This is a genomic window from Flagellimonas iocasae (assembly GCF_042682725.1).
In the GTDB taxonomy this organism is placed as follows: domain Bacteria; phylum Bacteroidota; class Bacteroidia; order Flavobacteriales; family Flavobacteriaceae; genus Flagellimonas; species Flagellimonas iocasae.
Map to the genome: position 1 here is coordinate 300870 of NZ_JBHUHU010000003.1, position 22123 is coordinate 322992.

Annotated in this window: 22 protein-coding genes; 14 read left to right on the forward strand and 8 right to left on the reverse strand. The window is 41.2% G+C overall.

Going from position 1 to position 22123, the window contains the following annotated elements; all coding sequences use genetic code 11:
• Positions 1–135: 135 nt before the first annotated feature.
• The 5 genes from ACFSJE_RS08585 to ACFSJE_RS08605 all read left to right on the forward strand — a co-directional run bounded on the left by ACFSJE_RS08585 (position 136) and on the right by ACFSJE_RS08605 (position 5340).
• Positions 136–444: a T9SS type A sorting domain-containing protein gene (locus tag ACFSJE_RS08585; protein ID WP_379830579.1), complete on the forward strand. Its 309-nt coding sequence runs from the start codon at positions 136–138 to the stop codon at positions 442–444.
• 145 nt (positions 445–589) lie between these two features.
• Positions 590–913, forward strand: a complete 324-nt coding sequence (locus ACFSJE_RS08590) for a T9SS type A sorting domain-containing protein (protein WP_379830580.1) — start codon at positions 590–592, stop codon at positions 911–913.
• Positions 914–987: 74 nt separating this feature from the next.
• Positions 988–1965: a LuxE/PaaK family acyltransferase gene (locus ACFSJE_RS08595; protein ID WP_379831546.1), complete on the forward strand. Its 978-nt coding sequence runs from the start codon at positions 988–990 to the stop codon at positions 1963–1965.
• Between the two features lie 114 nt (positions 1966–2079).
• On the forward strand, positions 2080–2625 hold the full coding sequence (locus ACFSJE_RS08600; protein WP_379830581.1) for a quercetin 2,3-dioxygenase: 546 nt from the start codon (positions 2080–2082) through the stop codon (positions 2623–2625).
• Between the two features lie 162 nt (positions 2626–2787).
• Complete coding sequence (locus tag ACFSJE_RS08605; protein WP_379830582.1) at positions 2788–5340, forward strand: DUF3857 domain-containing protein; 2553 nt, start codon at positions 2788–2790, stop codon at positions 5338–5340.
• Here the strand turns inward: ACFSJE_RS08605 and tyrS are convergent.
• The gene (tyrS, locus tag ACFSJE_RS08610) at positions 5313–6611 is read right to left on the reverse strand and encodes a tyrosine--tRNA ligase (RefSeq protein WP_379830583.1); all 1299 of its coding nucleotides are present in this window, start codon (positions 6609–6611) and stop codon (positions 5313–5315) included. The two genes, ACFSJE_RS08605 and tyrS, sit on opposite strands and share 28 nt — an antisense overlap.
• A gap of 84 nt (positions 6612–6695) precedes the next feature.
• Between tyrS and ACFSJE_RS08615 the strand changes: the two genes are divergently transcribed.
• The gene (locus ACFSJE_RS08615; RefSeq protein ID WP_379830584.1) at positions 6696–7694 is read left to right on the forward strand and encodes an NAD-dependent epimerase/dehydratase family protein; all 999 of its coding nucleotides are present in this window, start codon (positions 6696–6698) and stop codon (positions 7692–7694) included.
• On the opposite strand, the gene ACFSJE_RS08620 is transcribed toward ACFSJE_RS08615, so the two are convergent.
• The 3 genes from ACFSJE_RS08620 to ACFSJE_RS08630 are packed head-to-tail and all read right to left on the reverse strand — an operon-like array spanning position 7684 to position 10211.
• Complete coding sequence (locus tag ACFSJE_RS08620; RefSeq protein ID WP_379830585.1) at positions 7684–8142, reverse strand: DUF4296 domain-containing protein; 459 nt, start codon at positions 8140–8142, stop codon at positions 7684–7686. The genes ACFSJE_RS08615 and ACFSJE_RS08620 overlap by 11 nt on opposite strands.
• 3 nt (positions 8143–8145) lie before the next feature.
• Complete coding sequence (locus ACFSJE_RS08625) at positions 8146–9480, reverse strand: dihydroorotase (protein WP_379830586.1); 1335 nt, start codon at positions 9478–9480, stop codon at positions 8146–8148.
• 2 nt (positions 9481–9482) lie between these two features.
• On the reverse strand, positions 9483–10211 hold the full coding sequence (locus ACFSJE_RS08630) for a polyprenol monophosphomannose synthase (protein WP_379830587.1): 729 nt from the start codon (positions 10209–10211) through the stop codon (positions 9483–9485).
• A gap of 117 nt (positions 10212–10328) precedes the next feature.
• On the opposite strand from ACFSJE_RS08630, the gene ACFSJE_RS08635 reads away from it, so the two are divergent.
• The 3 genes from ACFSJE_RS08635 to ACFSJE_RS08645 are packed head-to-tail and all read left to right on the forward strand — an operon-like array spanning position 10329 to position 13390.
• The gene (locus tag ACFSJE_RS08635; protein WP_379830588.1) at positions 10329–11987 is read left to right on the forward strand and encodes an ArnT family glycosyltransferase; all 1659 of its coding nucleotides are present in this window, start codon (positions 10329–10331) and stop codon (positions 11985–11987) included.
• Entirely contained in the window at positions 11984–12640 is a 657-nt protein-coding gene (locus ACFSJE_RS08640) for a DUF4271 domain-containing protein (protein WP_379830589.1), read from the forward strand. The genes ACFSJE_RS08635 and ACFSJE_RS08640 overlap by 4 nt, the downstream gene beginning before the upstream one ends.
• A gap of 6 nt (positions 12641–12646) precedes the next feature.
• Complete coding sequence (locus ACFSJE_RS08645; RefSeq protein WP_379830590.1) at positions 12647–13390, forward strand: uroporphyrinogen-III synthase; 744 nt, start codon at positions 12647–12649, stop codon at positions 13388–13390.
• A gap of 51 nt (positions 13391–13441) precedes the next feature.
• On the opposite strand, the gene pckA is transcribed toward ACFSJE_RS08645, so the two are convergent.
• Entirely contained in the window at positions 13442–15058 is a 1617-nt protein-coding gene (pckA, locus tag ACFSJE_RS08650) for a phosphoenolpyruvate carboxykinase (ATP) (protein ID WP_379830591.1), read from the reverse strand.
• A gap of 428 nt (positions 15059–15486) precedes the next feature.
• Here pckA and ACFSJE_RS08655 point away from each other — a divergent pair, with 428 nt between their 5' ends.
• Positions 15487–16611, forward strand: a complete 1125-nt coding sequence (locus ACFSJE_RS08655; RefSeq protein WP_379830592.1) for a leucine-rich repeat domain-containing protein — start codon at positions 15487–15489, stop codon at positions 16609–16611.
• 116 nt (positions 16612–16727) lie between these two features.
• Here the strand turns inward: ACFSJE_RS08655 and ACFSJE_RS08660 are convergent, their stop codons facing one another.
• On the reverse strand, positions 16728–17126 hold the full coding sequence (locus tag ACFSJE_RS08660; RefSeq protein WP_379830593.1) for a DUF423 domain-containing protein: 399 nt from the start codon (positions 17124–17126) through the stop codon (positions 16728–16730).
• 79 nt (positions 17127–17205) lie between these two features.
• On the opposite strand from ACFSJE_RS08660, the gene ACFSJE_RS08665 reads away from it, so the two are divergent.
• The 4 genes from ACFSJE_RS08665 to ACFSJE_RS08680 all read left to right on the forward strand — a co-directional run bounded on the left by ACFSJE_RS08665 (position 17206) and on the right by ACFSJE_RS08680 (position 20099).
• On the forward strand, positions 17206–18579 hold the full coding sequence (locus ACFSJE_RS08665; RefSeq protein WP_379830594.1) for a saccharopine dehydrogenase family protein: 1374 nt from the start codon (positions 17206–17208) through the stop codon (positions 18577–18579).
• A gap of 47 nt (positions 18580–18626) precedes the next feature.
• Complete coding sequence (locus ACFSJE_RS08670) at positions 18627–19097, forward strand: Lrp/AsnC ligand binding domain-containing protein (protein WP_379830595.1); 471 nt, start codon at positions 18627–18629, stop codon at positions 19095–19097.
• Between the two features lie 39 nt (positions 19098–19136).
• Complete coding sequence (locus ACFSJE_RS08675) at positions 19137–19457, forward strand: hypothetical protein (RefSeq protein ID WP_379830596.1); 321 nt, start codon at positions 19137–19139, stop codon at positions 19455–19457.
• Positions 19458–19580: 123 nt separating this feature from the next.
• Positions 19581–20099 (forward strand): ferritin, encoded by a 519-nt coding sequence (locus ACFSJE_RS08680; protein WP_379830597.1) that lies wholly within the window; start codon positions 19581–19583, stop codon positions 20097–20099.
• A 63-nt stretch (positions 20100–20162) separates the two neighbouring features.
• Here the strand turns inward: ACFSJE_RS08680 and ACFSJE_RS08685 are convergent, their stop codons facing one another.
• Both ACFSJE_RS08685 and ald read right to left on the reverse strand, forming a co-directional pair.
• A complete protein-coding gene (locus ACFSJE_RS08685; RefSeq protein WP_379830598.1) occupies positions 20163–20864 on the reverse strand; it encodes a zinc metallopeptidase in 702 nt (233 codons plus the stop codon).
• Between the two features lie 91 nt (positions 20865–20955).
• Positions 20956–22056 carry an alanine dehydrogenase gene (gene ald, locus ACFSJE_RS08690; protein ID WP_379830599.1) on the reverse strand — a complete coding sequence of 367 codons (1101 nt, stop codon included), beginning with the start codon at positions 22054–22056 and terminating at the stop codon, positions 20956–20958.
• Positions 22057–22123: the final 67 nt, after the last annotated feature.

A 22123-nucleotide genomic window follows, 5' to 3' on the forward strand; every position in this document is an offset into this window, starting at 1 on the left:
TAAATAACAAAAGCTCCCGAAAATTCGGGAGCTTTTTTTGTTATTCATCAATTCAAACTACCTTTTCGTCAAACTGCACACCACCACTTTCATATTTTTATATCTTTGTGGCATAGCCTTTGTTATCAATAGAATATGAAGCACTTTTACCTTGTCATTTTCTTTTTTGTCTGTGCCTTGGGTTTTTCGCAAGAAAGTACCTCAAGTTCAGATATTGACGGGTTCAAGTTATATCCAAACCCCGTAACGCAAGGCAAAGTCTATATTGAGACCGCGGAAAACGCCCCAAAACAAATCCTTATTTTTGACGTTCTAGGTACACAGGTCCTTCAGACCACTATTTTGGGCAAGGAACTCAATCTTTCAAAACTGAATAAAGGAGTTTATATCCTGCGCGTTTTTGAAGGCAACAAGATGGCCACTAGGAAGCTTATTGTCAAGTAGTTTGCCTATTTCAAGGACTTTCCGTTTTTGCTAAACCACACTTTTTACGCTTTTACCTACATATTTTTCTCTTTCACAACATTTTATAGCCCATGAGGAGGGGTTGACCTATTTTTACCTTGCACATGATCCCAAATCAGCTTGTATGAAGAAATTCTACATTATTCTTATTATGGCTTTACCTTTTGTTACCTACGGTCAAGAGTTGGTCAGTGTCAACACTGAACCCTTACAAGAGCTAAAGGGGTTTAAAATGTACCCCAATCCTGCTTATGGCGAGGAAATCTATATTACCACAGAAACCAATGGTAATAAGGAAATCAAAATTTTTGATGTCTTTGGAGAAGTCGTCCTAACCGATAGGATTGCAACCAATACGTTGGATATTTCCAGATTGGTACCTGGCGTTTATGTGCTCCAAGTAACCGAGAAAAAGAAAACAATGACCAGAAAGCTGGTCGTAAAATAACAACCATGATGTTTTAAAGGCCCTTCTGTAGAAGGGTTTTTATTTTTGGGTAATTTTACACCCCAATGGACAACATGGATATTCAAAGGATTTTTTCCATATCAAATACCCGGGAATTTGAAGATGTAGCCTTGGATGTGTTCCAGTTCCAATACCAAAACAATCCTACCTACCGGGTCTATTGTGACCATTTAAAGAAATCACCCTCCAATGTCACCCAATCCGGAGAAATACCGTTTCTCCCCATCGAATTCTTCAAAACCCATAAAATTACCGCTACCCCAAAAGACCCAGAAATCCTTTTTGAGAGCAGTGGCACCACCCAAACCTCGGTAAGCAAGCACTATGTCCCAGATGTGAAAATCTATAAACAAAGCTTTCGAAAAGGGTTCACCACCTTTTATGGACCCATTGAAGACTACTGCATTCTTGCTTTACTGCCCTCCTATTTGGAACGCGAAGGTTCCTCTTTGGTCTATATGGTTCAAGATTTGGTGGCCAAGTCCAAACACCCAGATAGTGGTTTCTATCTCTATGATCTTGAAGAATTACAGCAGAAACTTAAGCGGCTGGAAAGCCATCAGACCAAAACCCTGTTGATTGGCGTATCGTTTGCACTATTGGATTTGGCAGAGCTACACCCCATGCACCTTAAAAGCACCATTATCATGGAAACTGGTGGAATGAAGGGCAGGCGAAAGGAACTCATTCGGGAGGAATTGCACCAAATCCTTAAAAAAGCTTTTGGGGTTGAACAGATTCATTCGGAATATGGCATGACCGAACTTTTGTCCCAAGCCTATTCTCAAGGAGATGGAATTTTTAGAACCCCTCCTTGGATGAAAATCAGCACCCGGGACACAGAAGACCCGTTGACCATGCAATCCCACAACAAAACGGGTGGAATCAATATCATTGATTTGGCCAATGTGTACTCTTGCGCCTTCATTGCCACCCAAGATTTGGGCAAAATACACGCCAATGGTTCATTTGAAATCATGGGCCGTTTTGATAATTCTGATGTTAGAGGCTGCAATTTGATGGTTTTTTAGAATTTTATTGCCAATTTATTACCATCTACACAAATAAAATAGCTTTTTATCACAGTTCTTTCAGTAAGAAGAACCAATAATCCGTATTTTCATCGGATAACCAAACAAATAATTATGGACAGAAGTGCATTTTTAAAAAGAGGCGCCCTATCTGCGGCAGCCCTCGCATCGTTACCGGCATTCGCCCATTTTTCTCCAAAAAGTGGAAAGGATGGTGAACCACTTCCCCCTAAAATCGTCCGAAAGGGGGAGGGTAAAAAAGTGAATGTCATTGGAGACCAACAAACCTTTAAACTAACCAGTGAAGACACCAACGGCTTGTTCACTTTGATTGAGGAGGTAAATCCCCCGGGAACCATGATCCCTCCTCATGTGCACACCAATGAGGACGAGATATTTAAAGTATTGGAAGGAGAACTTGAGGTCACCGTAGGTGGGGAAACCACTATTTTAAAAGCGGGTGACTTAGCGTTTGCCCCAAGAAATGTGCCCCATACCTGGAAAGTTGTGGGTGATCAAGATTGCAAAACTATTCTCAGCGTTTTCCCAGCAGGTCTGGAAAACATGTTTGCCGAATTGGGAGGACTCCCTCCCGGACCGCCAGATTTTCCAAAAGTGGCTGAAATTTGTGGTCGATACGGAATCACATTCATCGCATAAATAAAGGGCCATCTTAAAAAGATGGCTTTTTTCTTTTCCTATTGTGCAATATGCATCTGTATTTGACCCACTCAACGATGTGATTTGAAGTCCATTCAAAAAATACTTACTTTTAATTTGAAACGTTATGCTACATAACTCTTCAGAAAATCCAGCCAAAAAATGATCAACTATTTCGGGTCCTTCCTAGCACTTTTTTGTTTTGTTTCCTTTACATATTCCCAAGATGTCTTAAAAAGACAACCTTCAGATTGGATTGATCCAGTTGATGTCCCTAATGAAGAAATCGATGTGGATAGTGGAGCCTATGATTATTTGTTGATTGATTTTCAAGACAACATTCCACTGGAAGAAAGTTATGCGCACTACGCCATCAAACTAAAGAATAGCGAAGGTATACAGGAGTTTTCCGATATCAGCGCTTCATTTGACCCCTCGTATCAAAAATTGACCTTCCACAAAATTACCGTTCTAAGAGGTGGGAAGCGTATTGATAAACTTGAGGAAAGCACGATCAATACTTTTCAACGGGAAAGTAATTTAGAGCGATCTCTCTATGATGGTTCCATAACGGCAGTTATCAATCTCACCGATATTCGAAAGGGGGACATCATTGAATACGCCTACACCATTCAAGGGTTTAATCCCATTAACAAAGGCAATTATTCTTCGGTAGTGTACCAACAATATACCTCTCCAGTCACAAAGATCTACAACAGGGTTATTGCCGGAAAAAACAGGCCAGTGTACTACAAACTCTTGAATGATGCCCTTGCTCCAACAAAAAAAGAGTCCAATGCAGGCACGGAATTTATTTGGGATGTGGATGGTAGTGACTATTTTCAGTATGATGTAAACGTACCGTATTGGCTGAACCTTCAGAAAAGGGTTTCATTGACAACTTTTAAAGATTGGTCCTCACTGACCAATTTAATGGAACCCTTATACCAAACTACGGACCAACCTTTGGATGTGCCCCATATTCCTCTTAAAAATGCGAAGAAGAATGAGGAAACCATCATAGAATTAATTCGGTTCGTGCAGGATGATGTCAGGTATTTAGGGTTCGAATCTGGAATTGGCGCCTACAAACCCCATAATCCAAAAAAGGTGTTGCAACAGCGTTACGGCGATTGTAAGGACAAGTCCATGTTGCTTGTAAATCTATTGCAGAATTTGGGAGTGAGCAGTTATCCCTTTTTGGTTAACACCGATTCCAAAGATGCTTTGGATGACCTCCTACCGGGCCTCAACCTATTTAACCATTGCATTGTTTATTTTGAGCATGATGGTCAATCCTATTATGTGGATCCCACGATGTCCAATCAAGGGGGCAGCCTAAAGAATTACACCATGCCAAAGTATGGAAAGGGTCTTTTATTGAAACCCAACACCAATTCATTGGTCCAAATTCCAGAATATAATACAATCCCAACGATAAAGGTTGAAGAAACCATCACAACAGATTCAATTGGAGGCAATGCCATTTTCTTGGTAAAATCCACCTATACCGGTAGCAGGGCCAATTACATGCGTGACTACTTTCTATCCAACACGCAAGAAAGTATCAACACTGAATTTGTAAACTATTACAGCAGCCTTTATCCGAGCATTGAAAGTACCCAGGCCATCCGGTTCACAGATGAGGAGCGCAATGGGGAAAACAAGGTGGTAATTGAGGAATACTACAATATTTCACCTTTCTGGACCAAAGATGAGGATACTGGCCTATTTATCTGCGAAACATTGCCGCTAGTGCTCCAAGGTATGTTGGAATACACGAATTCACCCCAACGAACAATGCCCTACTACCTTGGCGAACCCTTTAATTTTGAGCAAGAAACCACCTTAAGCCTACCTGAATCTTGGAATGCTTCTGAGAGTGATTTTGAAAGCGAAAATGAGAGCTATAGTTATAGCAATGAAATCCGGACTTTTGGGAAAACCATTCGGGTCAAGCATGCTTATTCCTTAAAGCAGAATCAGATTACATCATCGCAGGTGGCCAATTTTCTATTGGATCATGAAAAAATCAACAATCAAATTGGTTATCAGCTTTCACACCCTGGTTATGGTGCTGCTGAAGCTGGTTCCGGTGTAAGTTGGATATCCATCGTATTGGCACTCATTGTGATCGCCCTATGTTCCTTCGGTGCCAAAAAAATTTACGAAGAATACAATCCCAAACCAAAAAACGAAAACAGCGACATGTCTTTAGGAGGCTGGCTTATTCTTCCGGGTATTGGATTGGTTCTCTCCCCTTTTATCATCATTTTTCAACTGTTCTCTCAAAATTATTTTGATGGTGGAATCTGGTCCATATTTCAACAGGCCGGGTATGAAAACGCTTTTGCCTTGAACCTAATTTTGATGTTCGAAATCACGGTGAATATCGCTCTTCTGGTTTTTACAGCCCTTTTGATTATCCTTTATTTTCAAAGAAGGTCAAGCCTGCCCTTCCTCATCTTATTTTTCTACGGAGCAAACGTTATTTTACCGATTCTGGACTTGGTCCTATATAATGCAATAGCCCCACCAGAGTTATTGGACGCCAGTGGTGATCAGGAAACTTATACGCAAATCACAAGAAGCTTTATTGGTGCCGCTATCTGGATTCCTTATTTTTTGGTTTCCGAAAGAGTGAGAAACACTTTTACCAAAGTCTATGGTAAAAAGGAGCTTTTGGTTCAGGAAGTAACCACTAGCACAAAATAGTTCTTCTTACCCCTTTGAAGCAAAACGAACTTATTGTTGATCAAATCATCCTCCGTGATCAGGTAATCCTCTTGTACCTTTTCCTTGTTTACGGAAATTGAATTCTGTTTCAATTCCCTGCGGGCCTCCCCATTGGAGCCCAAGAAATTGGTCTTGGCCGCCAACGCACCGATCATGTCCAGTCCGGGAGTTAATTCTGCCTTGGAGACCTCGGCCTGTGGAACACCTTCAAAAACATCCAAAAAGGTCTTTTCGTTAAGTTGTTTCAAATCAGCGGAAGTGGATTTTCCAAAAAGAATCTCACTTGCCTTGATGGCATTTTCCAAATCTTCCTTGGAATGCACCATGGTGGTAATCTCCTCCGCCAATTTCTTTTGAAGTGATCTTAAATGTGGTGCCTCTTTGTGTTCAGCCACCAACGCATCAATCTCTTCTTTGGTAAGAAAAGTGAATATTTTGATATATTTCTCAGCATCCTCATCCGAGGTATTCAACCAATACTGGTAAAATTTATAAGGTGAGGTACGCTCAGCATCCAGCCACACGTTTCCACCTTCGGTCTTTCCGAATTTGGTTCCATCTGCTTTTGTAATCAACGGACAGGTCAATGCAAAACCTTTTCCTCCGCCAATCCTTCGAATGAGTTCAGTTCCAGTAGTGATGTTGCCCCATTGGTCACTCCCTCCCATTTGTAAGGTACAATCATGGTTTTGGTATAGATACAAAAAATCATACCCCTGCACCAATTGATAGGTGAATTCAGTAAAAGACATCCCTTCTTTGGCATCTGAGGACAATCGCTTTTTCACCGAGTCTTTGGCCATCATATAGTTGACGGTAATGTGTTTTCCAACATCACGAATGAACGCCAAGAATGAAAAATCCTTCATCCAGTCGTAATTGTTCACCAAAACCGCAGCATTGGCAGCATCACTTTCAAAATCCAAAAAACGACTCAATTGATTCTTTAAAGCCTCTTGGTTATGACGAAGGGTTGGCTCATCGAGCAGATTCCGTTCTGCCGATTTTCCGGAAGGATCTCCAATCATCCCTGTAGCACCTCCCACCAAAGCAAACGGTTTGTGTCCTGCCAATTGAAAATGCTTTAGCATCATTACGCCTACCAAGTGTCCAATATGCAGGGAATCCGCTGTTGGGTCAATGCCCACATAAGCGGCACGCATACCTTCCATGAGGTGCTCCTCTGCACCAGGCATTACGTCGTGTATCATTCCTCTCCACTGTAGTTCTTGAACAAAATTCTTTGTCATGGTCGTTTTTTAGAATTGCTGCAAATATAAAATGAACTTGTCAGTTCCCTCCATAAATCCGTTACAAATAGGTACTTTTATCGCATGATATTGGTCACTGGAGGCACTGGATTGATTGGTTCGCACCTGCTGTTCCATTTGGTAAAAAACGGACGTGGTGTTCGAGCTACGTATCGAAGCGCGGACACTCTTGATAAAGTAACCAAAGTTTTTGGGTATTATTGTGACCACCCCTCCAGTTTTATGGAGCGTATCGAGTGGTTTCAGGCAGATATCATCAATGTAGCGCAACTTGGAGATGCTTTTGAAGGCATTACCAAAGTTTACCACTGTGCTGCCTTGATTTCCTTCGACCCAAAAATGTATAAAAGCTTGGCCAAGATCAATGTGGAAGGAACCGCCAATGTGGTCAATCTCTCCTTAAAGCATGGTGTTGAAAAATTATGCTATGTGAGTTCCATTGCAGCTATTGGCCAAAGCAACAAGGGCAATATGGCCACAGAGGACAACGAATGGAATGACAGCAACGCTTCTGTTTACGGCATTACAAAACATGATGCTGAATTGGAGGTTTGGCGCGGGTCACAAGAAGGACTGAATGTAGCTATCGTCAACCCTGGAGTAGCGATTGGTCCTGGTTTCTGGAAATCTGGCAGTGGAACCTTTTTTACGTATGCGGCGAAGGGGAAAAAATCATTTATCCCCGGCGGTACTGGATTTGTAACCGTCAATGATGTGGTTACGGCAATGGTTTCACTCATGGAATCCAATATTGCCCAAGAACGGTTCATTTTGGTCAGCGAGAATCTTACGTATGAGGAACTTTTCCAAAAAATAGCTCCTAAATTGGGGGTTGCGCCGCCAACCAAGAAAATACCTTTTTGGACATTGGAAATTTTCTGGCGATTGGATTGGCTCCGAAGTAAACTCCTTGGAAAAAGAAGGCGATTGAGCAAAGTAATGGCCAAAGGGCTTTACCATCGAGAAATTTATAGCCATGAAAAGTTGGTGGATGCCCTCAACTTCAAATTTGAAGATTTGGATGAGGCAATTGCCTTTTGCTGCGAAAAATTTAAGGGGTAATGGAATCCTTTTCCTTAGATAGTGCTTGAATAGAATCTTTTTCTTCCTTCAATGCCTGAACGGAATCCCTTCGTTTGGTCTGCGCCTCGCGAACACTATCATTCCTCTTTTTTGTTGCATCTTCCATGTCCTTTTTTCTACGATCAATTCTTGCATCCACACTTTCATAAATAGATTGATATTCCAAAGGAACGGAAGCATAGTACAGGTCGCTTTCGGAAAACTGAATGCTATCGATGTCGTATTTGTCATAAAGAAACTCCATAATGTCAATACCAGTATCATCAAAAACACTTGAAAAAGCCGATTTAGTGGAATTCAAAATCGCCAAATCATAGAGGATACTTTCCATTTTTTCCTTTGGAATCAGGTTTTCGGGTTCTTCCACCACCTTTTCCCCACAGGAAAGAAACAACAGTCCAATAAAGAACAATACCGCCTTTCTCATAATCTACCGATTGAACGTAATTCGTTTTGCATTTTTCTTTTCCGAAAAAGTTCCTTGATCATAGGCCAAATGCCCGTTTACAAAAGTGCGCACCACTTTGGAGTCAAAAGTAACACCTTCAAAAGGAGACCATCCACATTTATAGAAAATATTGGCTTTTTTAATGGCTTCTTTGGAATTTTGGTTCACCTGGACCAAATCGGCATAATACCCTTCCCGGATATATCCCCTCCGGTCAATATCAAATAATTTAGCAGGGTTGTGGCACATTTTCTCCACCATTTTTTCCAAGCCGATGACACCCTCCTTCTCTTTTTGAAGCATAGCCAACAAGGCATGCTGCACCAACGGACCGCCCGAAGGCGCTTTGGTGTAAGGATTCTTCTTCTCTTCCAAGGTGTGAGGTGCATGATCGGTGGCCACCACATCAATTCTGTCATCCAACAAGGCTTCCCAAAGTTTTTCCCTATCCTCCGCGGTCTTTACCGCTGGATTCCATTTAATGAGTGTGCCTTTGTCCGCATAGTCTTCATCCGAAAACCACAAATGATGAATGCAAACCTCAGCAGTGATCTTCTTTTCTTCCAACGGAATTTTATTGGTGAACAAATCGGTTTCAATTCCTGTGGATACATGGAACACATGCAATCGCGCCCCAGTTCTTTTGGCCAAGGCAATGGCTTTGGATGATGAGAGGTAACAAGCCTCTGCACTTCTGATGATGGGATGAAGTTCAATGGGAATATCATCCCCGTACATTTCTTGGTATTTGGCCATATTGGCCCGAATGGTTCCCTCGTCCTCGCAATGGGCCGAAATCACCATTTCTGTATTGCTGAAAATCTTCTCCAAAACCGCTTCATCATCCACCAGCATATTTCCGGTGGAGGACCCCAGAAACAGTTTTACGCCTGAGCAAGCATTTTTGTCCAACCGCTTCAACTCTTCCAAATTGTCGTTGGTTCCCCCAAAAAGAAAGGAATAATTGGCCGAGGCATCCTTTGCTGCAATGGCAAACTTCTCTTCCAGTTTTTCTATAGTGGTGGTCTGCGGATTGGTGTTTGGCTGTTCCATAAAGGTGGTGATTCCGCCTGCGATAGCCGCTCTACTCTCCGTGGCGATGGTGCCCTTATGGGTAAGACCTGGCTCCCTAAAATGCACTTGGTCATCAATGATTCCAGGAAGTAATAAATCGCCCTTTAGATCAATCACATGGGCATGGGCATCGGATATATCCGTATCGATTTTGGCAATAAAATCCCCATCCAACAGCACATCCGACTCAAAAATGCGGTTCTCATTGACAACTTTGGCATTTTTTAATAGCGTTCTTGACATTTCTAAAAGTTCTTTTTGAAAAATATACTCCTAAACTTCATGGCGATGACCCCAAAAATGGCTTCGCGGATGATTGCAGAGTTCATTTTTGATTTTCCATTGACCCGATCCGTAAAAATGATGGATACTTCTTCTATCTTGAATTTTTTCAGGTAGGCCCTATACTTCATTTCTATCTGAAAAGCATATCCAATAAAACGAACATTGTCCAACTTGATGGTCTCCAGAACCTTCCGGCGGTAACAGATAAATCCGGCTGTGGGATCATGCACTTTCATTCCTGTGATGAACTTCACATAAAAGGAAGCTCCGTAGGACAACAATATTCGAAACAGCGGCCAGTTGACTACATTGACTCCTTTTTTGTACCGCGAACCAATGGCTACATCGGCCCCATTCAGACAGGCGCGGTGCAATCTGGATAAATCGGCAGGGCGATGCGAAAAATCTGCATCCATTTCAAAAATGTACTCGTATCCTTTCTCCAAAGCCCACTTAAAACCATGAATGTAAGCGGTTCCCAATCCAGATTTTTCCTTGCGCACCTCCAGAAACAATTGATTTGGAAACTCTTGTTGTAGCGATCTTACAGCATCAGCAGTTCCATCGGGAGAATTGTCATCCACCACGAGCACATGAAAATCTTTCTTCAAATCGAAAACCGTTCGTGTTATGGCCTCAATGTTTTCAATTTCATTGAAAGTTGGAATTATGACCAAGCCGTCTGCCATTCAATTCTAGATTAGAGGGTAAAAATACGGTTTTCTATTTAGCCATAATAGGTTACTTCGCAGACCCGCATGCTCTTGGGCAATATTTGTAACTTTGCGCCATCTAAAATCCATTTGATGACCCAAAAGTTTCCCAGACTTTTTCTTGTGCTACTGGCTTTTCTCTTTGTATTGAACCTTGTGCAGAGCCATTTTACAGAGCTTATTTTTGATGAGGCCTACTACTGGTATTATGCCCAAAACATGGCTTGGGGTTATTTTGACCACCCCCCAATGGTTGCATTTTTAATCAAATTGGGCAGTTTTTTGTTTGATGGGGAACTTGGGGTGCGTTTTATGAGCTGTATCCTATCGGCTGGCACCTATATTATCCTGTGGTTACTGGTGGACAATCCCAAGAAGAAGGATTATGTCATCCATTTTTTTCTGCTGGTGTTCTCCTTAACCTTAATGAATGCCTACGGCTTCTTAACCTTACCGGATACACCACTACTCTTCTTTACGGCCCTTTTCCTTTGGCTATATAAGCGTTTTTTAAAAGAACCTTCCATCGTTACAACCCTTTTATTGGGACTGACCATGGCCGCATTGATGTACAGCAAGTACCACGCTGTTTTGGTGATTTCATTCGTTTTTCTATCCAACATCAAACTCATTACCAACAAAAAAGCTTGGTTGGCGGTAGGGTTGGCATTGGTCTGCTACATTCCACATTTTGTGTGGTTGTATCAGAATGATTTTGTTTCCATCACATTCCATTTGTATGAACGGCCCAATCAAGCCTATTCTTTTGATGGCTTTACCCTTGGTTATTTCTTGAATCTCATTATAATTATTGGGTTACTTTTTTATTGGATTTATGGGGCTTTTTTCAAGTTCAAGGCTACGGATAAGTTCTCAAAAGCTATGATTTTCTTAGTATACGGAATTATTCTATTTTTCTTTATTTCCAGTTTCAACAGAAGGGTTCAAGCGCAGTGGGCCATTGTTATTTCCATTCCTTTGGCCATCATTGCCTATAATCAGCTTTTGGAAAATGCCAAGAGCCGTAAATGGATGTGGCGGATTGGACTAGTAAGTGCAGCCTTGCTGTTATATGCAAGGGTTTGGTTGGTTTATAGGCCCTTGTTTCCCATGATTTTTGAAACGCACGGAAATAAAGAATGGGTGGCGGACCTCACTGAAAAAGCAGGAGGCATTCCCATCATTTTTGAAAATTCGTACCGGCGTGCTTCTATGTACGAGTTTTATTCCCGAATCCCAGCAATATCCTTGAACAATTGCTTCTATCGCAAAAATCAATACTCCATTGACAATTCTGAAGAGCGGGTAAGGGGTAAAAAAGTGTTGTACGTTTCTAAATATCGAAAAACTGGGGACATCAACTATATGCACCTGGACAGTACCGTGTTTTTTGGAAATTTTATCGAAGATTTTCAGTCGTACCGGAAGTTGCAATGCATTGTGGAGAAATCTGAAATTGGGGTGAAGCACACATTAAAAGTATTCAATCCTTATACATTTGACATCCCTTTGGAAAATTTGGAATACACCATATCCTATTCCAACAAACACAAACAGGTCAAGGAAATGTTGCCGTTAAAGGTAAAAAATCTGTATCCCCAAGTTCAGATTCTGAAAGCAAAGGACACCGTTGCTTATGAATTTGAACTTCCGTTGCCAAAAATGGAAAATCCGGGGTATTTTAGAATTGGGATATCAGAAAATGGATTATTGCCCGGACTGAATGGAAAACCAATCAAGATTATAGAATGAACCCCATTGAGAAAACCGTTTATTCTTTGGACTGGATGACACTGGTGTTATTCATCAGTCTGCTGATATTCGCACTGGGAAAGTATCTCTATCACAGTAAATTCCTGAATTTTATCATTCTCCCGTTTAATGATAAATACGTGCTCTTACACAACAAAAAAGGGCAGCTTTTCAATTGGTTCCATATCCTGCTTACCATATTTCAAGCTATAAACCTGTCATTCTTTCTTTTCCTGTCCTTAAAAGCTTTTGATGCACTACCTCATAATAAAGAACTGAACGTATTTTTTATGATTTTGGGTTTTCTGGTACTTTTTCAGATTGGAAAACTGGTGTTGCAATTCGTCAATGGTTTTGTTTTTAATACGCAAGACCTTGTGTCTGAATTAGTGTTCAGTAAAATCTCTTACCTCAACCATGGCAGCATCATTTTATTTTTGAGCAATGTGGTTTTGGTCTATATTCTAATCGACTCAAAAATCGTGGTTTATGCGACCATAATCTTAATTTTATTGATAAATGGCATAGGGGTGATCAAGCTGTTGAAGAACTATCAAAAAGCTATGTTTCCGTATTTTGTGTATTTTATTTTGTACCTTTGCGCACTCGAAATTGCGCCCTTGGTGATAATTGGAAGCTATCTAAAAGTTTAAAAACTTATGAAAGTAAAAACAATTTTGGTTTCCCAACCAGAACCTAAAGTCGAAAACTCCCCCTATTCAAGATTGATCGAAAAAGAAAAGATTAAAGTGGATTTTAGACCTTTCATCCATGTTGAGGGGGTTGAGGCCAAAAGTGTTAGGCAGCAAAAAATTGACTTGAACAATTTTACGGCAATCATCTTGACCAGCAGAAATTCTGTGGATCATTTTTTTAGGATTGCCGAGGAGATGCGCTTTAAGGTTCCGGACACCATGAAATACTTTTGCCAGTCAGAGGCTGTGGCCTACTACTTGCAGAAATATGTAGTGTACAGAAAACGTAAGATTTATGTTGGGAAAAGAACTTTTAACGAGTTGATTCCCTTAATCAAGAAGTACAAGGATGAAAAATTCCTTTTACCCTCATCCGATGCATTGAAGCCTTCTGTGCCCCAAGCTTTGGATGAAATCAACGTTGACTGGAAACGCGGTGTTTTTTACAAGACCGTCATTAGTGACTTGTCGGACCTTAGGGACGTTTACTATGATATACTGGTTTTCTTTAGCCCTTCTGGAATTGAATCGCTTTTGAAGAATTTCCCGGATTTTGAACAGAACAACACAAGAATTGCGGTTTTTGGTAATAGTACCATCAACGCAGCAACGGAAGCCGGACTTCGAATAGACATTCAGGCGCCAACACCGGAAACACCATCCATGACTATGGCCCTACAGAAGTACATTACCAGTGTAAATAAGTAAACTATTTTATTGGAAAAAATCAACGCCCGGTCAGTGACCGGGCGTTTTGTTTTAGAAAGCATATCGTTGTGGTCCTCCCCTTCGGATTTCCTCACTGGCATACGCCTCAAACTTCTTGAAATTCTCCCGAAACGCATTGGTCAGTTTAAAAGCGGTGGTATAATAAGCTTCATCATTGTTCCAGGTGGCTCTTGGACTCAGTACGCTGGTGGGAACACCTGGGCATTCCCTAGGCTGTGCCACACCAAAAACAGAATGGATGTGGTATTTATCGTAACAATACAGTCCTAAATCGCCACGAAGGGCCGCACTGATCATGGCTCGCGTATATTTTAGCTTCATACGGGTACCCACGCCATACGGCCCTCCGGTCCAACCCGTATTGATCAACCATACATCCACCCCAGATTCCTTCATTTTGCGACTCAACATCTCCGCATATTTTGTGGGGTGCAAGGGCATAAAAGGGGCACCAAAACAGGCCGAAAACGATGGTTGCGGTTCCACTACGCCTGCTTCGGTACCTGCAACCTTGGCCGTATATCCAGAGATGAAATGGTACGCAGCTTGCGCAGGGGTAAGTTTAGAAATGGGGGGCAATACGCCAAAAGCATCCGCAGTAAGGAAAAAGATGTTCTTTACATTCTTTCCGATGGACGGTTGCTGAATATTTTCAATATGGTAAATAGGATAGCTGACCCTGGTGTTCTGCGTGATGGAAGTATCGGAAAAATCAACATTACCTGCATTATCCAAAATCACATTTTCAAGGATTGCTCCCTTTTTGATAGCTCCATAAATTTCAGGCTCATTCTCTGCGGAAAGATCTATGACCTTCGCATAACATCCGCCTTCAAAATTAAAGACGGTATTATCCGGCGTCCAGCCATGTTCATCGTCCCCTATCAACTTTCTATCGGGGTCCGTGGAAAGTGTAGTCTTCCCTGTTCCGGACAATCCAAAGAAAATAGCGGTGTCCCCATCTTCGCCCACATTGGCCGAACAGTGCATGGGAAGTGTATTTTTATATACCGGAAGGATAAAATTAAGGGCTGAAAAAATTCCTTTCTTAATCTCACCGGTATATCCAGTGCCTCCAATCAAGGCAATCTTTTTGGTGAAATTGAGAATGGCAAAATTATGTTGTCGCGTTCCATCGACCTCTGCATCCGCCATAAAACCGGGTGCATTGACAACCGTCCATTCTGGTTCAAAATTCTCTAACTCCTCATCTGTAGGTCGCAAAAACATATTGTAAGCAAACATATTGGACCACGGATATTCATTGATGACCCTTAGATTCATACGATACGATGGGTCAGCGCAGGCGTAGCAATCCCGAACGTACAGCTCTTTTGAATTAAGGTAATCGATGACCTTATCGTATAACGCATCAAACTTTTCACTTTCAAAAGGGATGTTGATGTTTCCCCACCAAATCTTATCCTCAGTAATGGCATCTTTCACAATAAAGCGATCCTTGGGAGATCTTCCGGTAAATTCACCTGTGTTGACAGCAAGAGCGCCGGATGATGCTTCTTTTCCAAAACCGTTTTCTAAGGTTAGCTCGTGAAGTTCATCAGGGGAAAGTTGATACTGAAAATTGTCGTGTGTAATTCCGTAGGGGGTTAACGAAATCGTTTTCGTAATTGAGTCAGAATCCTTCATTGTTTTGTTTTAATTGTAACACAAAACTAGAAAATTATACGATTTCTTGCTTTTATTTCTAGGTTAATTGAATCCTTTTCGGGTCAAAATGTAGTATCCTAAAAGAATCCATAGTAGAATTAAGAAAACCCATCCTATTGGCGTTAAAAAACCAATGATTTTAAAATCAACGAGGTTAAACCATTCAAAGTCAATATAAATTGAATAGTGCAATACCTCTTTGTTTCATCAACTCAAAGCATAAATCCGTCAATCCAAATAGGATCATTGTTAATTCAATATATCAAGTGCTAATTAATATGCCTTATTTATCAAACCAATAGAATTGCGGAGGATTACTTTAAGGATAAGAATTCCATGGCTATTGAGATGATCTATTTAAGGGGTCATGTTGACTAATCGATAAAGTTGAACTTAATAAAAACAGAATGGATACAGGTCAAATTTCCATGACATGGTGGAACGAATTAAATGAAACTTGGAAATCATGCATAAAAAAAGAACTGAAAATCAAACCAGACAAGGACATCACCGAGGAACAACTTAAAAAAATACCTGAGTTGAAAAGAATATGGTGCTTTGATGGAGAAGAGGTCGATAGCCTAGCTCCTCTTAAGTTTATGCCAAAACTAATAGACTTTAGATTAGAAAACAGCAAAATTTCTGACATAAGTATACTGTCATCGTTAACCAAGTTGAAATTTCTCGGCCTGGAAGGGCTGTCTATAACAAGCGAAGATTTGAAATTTATCGAGCCCTTGGAGAAGCTAGAGCATCTGAATATTTCTGAAACTTTAGTGCAAGATTTAAAGCCGCTGACCCATTTAAAAAAGTTGGATGTTTTATACCTTGATAAAACTCCGGTTACAGACCTTGAACCATTAAGCCAGCTTAAAAGATTGTATGCTCTTTACTTTGAGAATACAGAAATTGAAGATTTATCCCCGTTGTATGATTCTAAAGAAATGTCACTTATTAGATGTAAAAACACAAAAGTTTCCCTTCAAGAATTACTGCGCTTTATACAGCATCATCTAGATAAAGAAGATAAAATCAACATTAATAGCGTTTATAATGACTATCTGGATAATGATCAAAAATTTATTGAAGCAGTAGAAAAAATTGATGTTGTTTTCGACGGAATTGAGGAGCTTCTAAGCAGACTTATATATAACAAGCTGATCAATGCACTAAAAAAAGGAGATATCCCATGGGCAGCCCGAATTGTAAAAGCATACATCTCACGCCTTCCAATTGAGCACAGTTTACAAATTAAGCAGGAGCTTTTTAGTAATGCAATTGTTGTTCTTTGCCATCACAAAGATGCAAAACTTGCAGAAGAGGTCTTCGAAAAAATGAAACCAGGAACAATGTCAGCCAGTGGCGCATTTAATCTATCCTGCTTTTATGCCTTACGCGGAAATAAAGAGGAATTGCTCAAATCCATTGGTTTAGCAATAGAGTTAGGTCGTGAGAAAGAAAGCTTTCTAAAAGACTCCGATTTTAGTGCTTTTCACCAAGATGCTGAATTTTTAGCGCTCGTTTCAGGTTGAGTGAAGTTATAAATTAAGGCTACTTTAAGATTACAGGCATTTTATAAACTGAGGTTCCACCTTGGCAGGTTCTTCTTAGGACTAAAATACCCCGTAACAATCCTTTATTCAACAAGTTAAAAAATAGTGGCTTTCTTTGAATTGATGACATTTTGACCCAAAATAATCCATCCCAAAATTAAGAAAACCCCTCCTATTGGTGTTAAAAATCCAATGGCTTTAAAGTCAAATGCGGTTAAACTGTTCAATGCCAACAGATAGATGGAAAAAGAAAACAGAATAACCCCTGCAAGAATCATTACATAGATTCTTTTTTTCATTGATTTTTCCAACCCGTCCCAAATACCTAGGAAAAGTAAAAACAAACCGTGGTACATTTGATATCGAACTCCTGTTTCAAAAGTGTCTATAGCATCAGCATCCACCAACTTTTCTAAACCGTGGGCCCCAAAAGCACCCAGGATTATGGCCAAGAGACCAAATATAATTCCCGTCAACACTATTGTTCTGTTCATAACTTTTAATGCTTGTTTTTTTAGAGATATAACAATTTGATACCTTAGTATCCGTTTCATTCAAAATTACACAAAACCTATGGTCCGCACTATCTTAGTCGTTGGGGCTGGTAAGTCAACCTCATATCTTCTCGATTATATTTTGAAAAAATCCGATCAGGAAAACCTTCATCTGATGATTGGCGATCTTCAACCGGAGCACATCCCAGAGGAATTTTCATCTCACCCCAATTGCAGTGTAGTCCGTCTGGATATTTTCAATGAGGAGGAACGCAAAAAGGCCATTGAATCGGCTTCCATTGTCATATCCATGCTTCCAGCGCGATTGCATATCAAAATTGCTGAGGACTGTGTCCAATACAAAAAGCATTTGGTCACTGCTTCGTATGTAAGCAAGGAAATGAAAGCGCTGGATGATGAAGTCAAAAAAAACGGATTGGTTTTTATGAATGAAATCGGTCTGGATCCCGGTATCGACCACATGAGTGCAATGGAAGTCATTGACCGAATTCGCGACCATGGTGGAAAAATGTTACTTTTTGAGTCGTTCACTGGTGGATTGGTAGCCCCGGAAAGCGATTCCAATCTGTGGAACTACAAGTTCACTTGGAACCCTAGGAATGTCGTACTCGCTGGGCAAGGTGGCGTTGCCAAGTTTATCCAAGAGGGCACCTACAAATATATCCCGTACCAGAAATTGTTTCGGCGGACCGAGTTTTTGGCGGTTGAGGGCCATGGAACCTTTGAGGCTTATGCTAATCGGGATTCCCTAAACTATCAGGAAGCCTATGGACTTCAGGATGTGCTTACGCTTTATCGCGGCACCATGCGAAGAGTAGGATTCTCAAAAGCCTGGCAGATGTTCGTTATCCTCGGCATGACCGATGATAGCTATACCATTGAAAATTCCGAAGGCATGTCTTACCGGGAATTCGTGAACCTATTTCTACCGTACTCCCCAACCGATTCTGTGGAGCTGAAGTTACGACACTACCTAAAAATTGACCAAGATGATATTCGCTGGGGAAAGCTGTTGGAATTGAACCTTTTTGACCATTCCAAAAAAATACCTCTAAAAAATGCCTCTCCGGCGCAAATCCTACAACACATTCTTGAGGATAGCTGGACCTTGCAGAAGGATGAAAAAGACATGATTGTCATGTACCATAAGTTTGGCTACGAATTGAATGGGCAAAAGAAGCAATTGGATGCGCACATGGTGGTGCTTGGTGAAAACCGCACTTATACGGCCATGTCCAAAACCGTAGGACTCCCTGTAGCCATGGCCACGCTTCAAATTTTAAACGGAAAAATAACTACTCCCGGAGTACAAATCCCCATAAAAAAGGAGGTGTATGCTCCCATACTTTCAGAGTTAAAAACGTATGGAATAACCTTTAAAGAGTTCGAAGTCCCCTATTTAGGCTACAATCCAGACTCGGTTGCAAGCTGATGTATGAAGATTTTCTATATATTTAGCTTCAATCTAAAACTGTTCCTGTGAAAAACCATAACAATTCGGTAAAAATTGATGGTATAGACAAGAAAATTCTAAGGTATTTGATGGAAGATGCCCGTAAACCCATTTTGGAGATTGCCCGAAATATTGGAATTTCCGGAGCAGCCATCCATCAACGGCTTCGCAAATTGGAAAGTTCTGGTTTACTCGCGGGTTCCAAGTTTATCATCAATCCGCGCGTATTAGGCTATACCACAATGGCTTACATTGGTATTTTCTTGGACAAGGCCATGGCCAACCCAAGGGCCGTTAAGGAGCTGGAAAAGATTCCAGAAGTTTTGGAGTGCCATTACACTACTGGAAACTGGTCAATCCTTATCAAAGTGCTGTGCAGGGACAACGAACACCTTATGCAGGTACTGAACAAAAAAATACAACAAATTGAAGGAGTTTCCCGTACCGAAACTTTCATTTCCCTGAACCAACAAATTGATCGCCAAATTCAGATCTGATATTTGTATTCAATCTAAATAAACTTTACATTTGTACCCATGAATGTAATAGTTGCCACATCATATTACACCCTTTACCAGTCCGTTAAGGAGCGTTGCTTCTACGTGGATTTTGGCCAAAAAATGGTTCGTATGTCGCTGTGCCAATTGCTTGCGCTTCGGTACAAAGTGATGTCAATCCCCATTGAGAGCCATTTTGACGGTGATTTGAACAAGCACGGATTCGAGGTGTTATTGCTTTGCAACAAAGAACATCTTTTTGTGCTGAACACCTACGAAATTTTGGATTTGAAACAATTTGTGGAGCAAAGTTTTGTGGCTTTAGGCCTTTCAGTTGAAACAGAAGCGGCTGCCGTTTAGCTCCCAATTTTCGATTCTTATTTTTATTCAATCTTAAACTGCCTTAAAACAAAGAAGTTACTTCCAAAAGGCAGTTAAATTCCGTATTTTTGATAGTATTATTGACGATAAACCCAATTTGACATGAAAGATATAGCAAGACAAAGTATGAGCATTAAAGTGGAATCCATGGATTTGCTCAACGGACAGATTAAGATGGAAGCCCATGCCTCTGCCACCTATTTGGCCATGGCGTCTTGGTGCGAACAGAATGGGTTTTTTACCAGTGCCAAATTTTTCTACAAGCAGTCTGAAGAAGAACGCGGACACATGATGAAGATTTTTGAATTTTTGGTGGATACCGGAGGTAATCCCGTTTCACCGGAGGTCACAAATATCAATCACGATTATGCCTCGATAGTGGATGTGTTTGAAAATACCTTGGAACACGAAGTAAAAGTGACCAAGTCCATTCACAATATTGTAAAGAAAGCACGTGAATTGGGCGATTTGGCCACAGAGCGATTCTTGGATTGGTTTGTTCTGGAACAGGTTGAAGAGGAAAACACCATCCGCGACATTTTGGATATGATCGCGGTTACCGGAACTGAAGGTGTTGGACTTCAAATGATTGACAACCAAGTTGAAAAATGGATTGAATAAATTCCAAACAGTACAAAATAGAAAAGGGGCCAATGGCCCCTTTTTTTGTATCTCATAACATCATTAGTCTCTACCGCCGAAAACTTGGAAAGCCCAGTAAATTAATGATGCCAAGGCACCCAAGGCAGCTACCAAATAGGTTCTAGCAGCCCATTTAAGGGCATCCTCAGAACCAGCATATTCCTCTTGGCTAACCATATTTTTTTGTTTTAGCCACACCAACGCACGTCTACTCGCATCATATTCCACAGGAAGTGTGATAAAACTGAATACGGTTGCCAATCCCATCATGATCAATCCGGCTACGGCGATGTAGAAGCCGATGCCTCCGGCTACTCCAGTGGCGGCCATCAACATAATGCCTCCAAAGACAATCCATGTGGACATTCCCGAAGTGACACTCACCACAGGCACCAATTTGGAACGCATGGTCAACCACTCATACGCTTGTGCATGCTGCACGGCATGCCCACATTCGTGGGCGGCTACTGCTGCAGCTGCAGCATTACGCTGACTGTACACACCTTCACTCAAATTCACGGTTTTGTTTTTAGGATTGTAGTGGTCCGTCAACATTCCAGGGGTCGAGATTACTTTTACATCCCTGATTCCATGATCATCCAACATTTTTTGGGCGATTTCGGCCCCGCTCATTCCATTCCGAAGGTGTACCTTGGAATATTTCTTGAACTTGCTCTTCAATTGACTGCTCACCAACCAACTGACCAGTGCAATTCCACCAATTAATATATAATATGTCATCATAGCTTTTCCTGTTTTGGTAATTTAAATATACCACAATAAAGCAAAAACCCCGCCAAATGTTGGCGGGGTCGTTTTACTGACAAAATGTATGTTATACCAACGCTGGCTCCCAATTAAAGGCCTCCATAATTTCCTTGTAAACTACTTCACCCTCCACAATGTTCAATCCTTTGGCCAATGATTTATCCAAATTGCATGCGCTACGCCATCCCATATTTGCCAATTTTAGCACATAGGGCAGTGTTACATTCGTCAAGGCAACTGTAGAAGTATAAGGCACTGCCCCTGGCATATTGGCTACACAATAATGAACCACGTCATCTATAATATAAATGGGGTTCTCATGGGTTGTTGGTTTGGTGGTTTCAACGCAACCCCCTTGATCTACAGCAACATCCACAATCACGGTTCCGGGATGCATTTCCTTGAGCATATCCCTCGTGATCAGGTTTGGTGCCTTGGCTCCTTTTAACAGGACACCTCCAATAATTAGATCGTGGGTTTTGATATATTTTCTGATATTGAATTCGTTTGAGAATTCGGTAACCACATGACTCGGCATAATATCGTTTACATACCGAAGTCTTTTCATGTTCACATCCAAAACGGTTACTTGGGCACCCAAGCCTGCTGCCATTTTTGCAGCCTGAATCCCAACGGTTCCCGCTCCTAAGACCAAAACCCGTCCTGGTGACACCCCGGGCACACCTCCCAACAGCACCCCTTTTCCTTTTACGGGCTTCTCCAAATATTTGGCTCCTTGTTGAATGGCCATACGACCTGCAACTTCAGACATTGGAGTGAGGAGTGGCAAACTTCCATCGGCATCCTCCACTGTTTCATAGGCTATACAGATGGATTTGCTTCGAATCATCGCTTGGGTCAATGCCTCACTAGAAGCAAAATGAAAGTACGTAAACACAATCTGCCCCTTTTGGATAAGACTGTATTCCTGGGCAACAGGCTCTTTTACCTTGACGATCATATCGCTCATGGCATACACCTGACCGATTGTATCCAAAATGGTGGCCCCAGCCCGTTGATAATCATGATTGAAAAAACCGCTGCCCTCACCTGCACCCGATTGCACATAGACAGTATGGTTGTTCTTTACCAGTTCAAAAACCCCAGCTGGCGTCATACCAACCCGGCCTTCATTGTTCTTGATTTCTTTTGGTACCCCTACAATCATTTTGATCTATTTTATGATTACACTACCAAAGGTGTTACAAAAAAAACAAATTGGGAAACAAAATCGA

Bases quoted from the DNA above. Each gene is read 5' to 3' on its own strand.
- ACFSJE_RS08585 (WP_379830579.1), top strand. From the start codon at position 136: ATGAAGCACTTTTACCTTGTCATTTTCTTTTTTGTCTGTGCCTTGGGT.
- ACFSJE_RS08590 (WP_379830580.1), top strand. From the start codon at position 590: ATGAAGAAATTCTACATTATTCTTATTATGGCTTTACCTTTTGTTACC.
- ACFSJE_RS08595 (WP_379831546.1), top strand. From the start codon at position 988: ATGGATATTCAAAGGATTTTTTCCATATCAAATACCCGGGAATTTGAA.
- ACFSJE_RS08600 (WP_379830581.1), top strand. From the start codon at position 2,080: ATGGACAGAAGTGCATTTTTAAAAAGAGGCGCCCTATCTGCGGCAGCC.
- ACFSJE_RS08605 (WP_379830582.1), top strand. From the start codon at position 2,788: ATGATCAACTATTTCGGGTCCTTCCTAGCACTTTTTTGTTTTGTTTCC.
- tyrS (WP_379830583.1), bottom strand. From the start codon at position 6,611: ATGACAAAGAATTTTGTTCAAGAACTACAGTGGAGAGGAATGATACAC.
- ACFSJE_RS08615 (WP_379830584.1), top strand. From the start codon at position 6,696: ATGATATTGGTCACTGGAGGCACTGGATTGATTGGTTCGCACCTGCTG.
- ACFSJE_RS08620 (WP_379830585.1), bottom strand. From the start codon at position 8,142: ATGAGAAAGGCGGTATTGTTCTTTATTGGACTGTTGTTTCTTTCCTGT.
- ACFSJE_RS08625 (WP_379830586.1), bottom strand. From the start codon at position 9,480: ATGTCAAGAACGCTATTAAAAAATGCCAAAGTTGTCAATGAGAACCGC.
- ACFSJE_RS08630 (WP_379830587.1), bottom strand. From the start codon at position 10,211: ATGGCAGACGGCTTGGTCATAATTCCAACTTTCAATGAAATTGAAAAC.
- ACFSJE_RS08635 (WP_379830588.1), top strand. From the start codon at position 10,329: ATGACCCAAAAGTTTCCCAGACTTTTTCTTGTGCTACTGGCTTTTCTC.
- ACFSJE_RS08640 (WP_379830589.1), top strand. From the start codon at position 11,984: ATGAACCCCATTGAGAAAACCGTTTATTCTTTGGACTGGATGACACTG.
- ACFSJE_RS08645 (WP_379830590.1), top strand. From the start codon at position 12,647: ATGAAAGTAAAAACAATTTTGGTTTCCCAACCAGAACCTAAAGTCGAA.
- pckA (WP_379830591.1), bottom strand. From the start codon at position 15,058: ATGAAGGATTCTGACTCAATTACGAAAACGATTTCGTTAACCCCCTAC.
- ACFSJE_RS08655 (WP_379830592.1), top strand. From the start codon at position 15,487: ATGGATACAGGTCAAATTTCCATGACATGGTGGAACGAATTAAATGAA.
- ACFSJE_RS08660 (WP_379830593.1), bottom strand. From the start codon at position 17,126: ATGAACAGAACAATAGTGTTGACGGGAATTATATTTGGTCTCTTGGCC.
- ACFSJE_RS08665 (WP_379830594.1), top strand. From the start codon at position 17,206: ATGGTCCGCACTATCTTAGTCGTTGGGGCTGGTAAGTCAACCTCATAT.
- ACFSJE_RS08675 (WP_379830596.1), top strand. From the start codon at position 19,137: ATGAATGTAATAGTTGCCACATCATATTACACCCTTTACCAGTCCGTT.
- ACFSJE_RS08680 (WP_379830597.1), top strand. From the start codon at position 19,581: ATGAAAGATATAGCAAGACAAAGTATGAGCATTAAAGTGGAATCCATG.
- ACFSJE_RS08685 (WP_379830598.1), bottom strand. From the start codon at position 20,864: ATGATGACATATTATATATTAATTGGTGGAATTGCACTGGTCAGTTGG.
- ald (WP_379830599.1), bottom strand. From the start codon at position 22,056: ATGATTGTAGGGGTACCAAAAGAAATCAAGAACAATGAAGGCCGGGTT.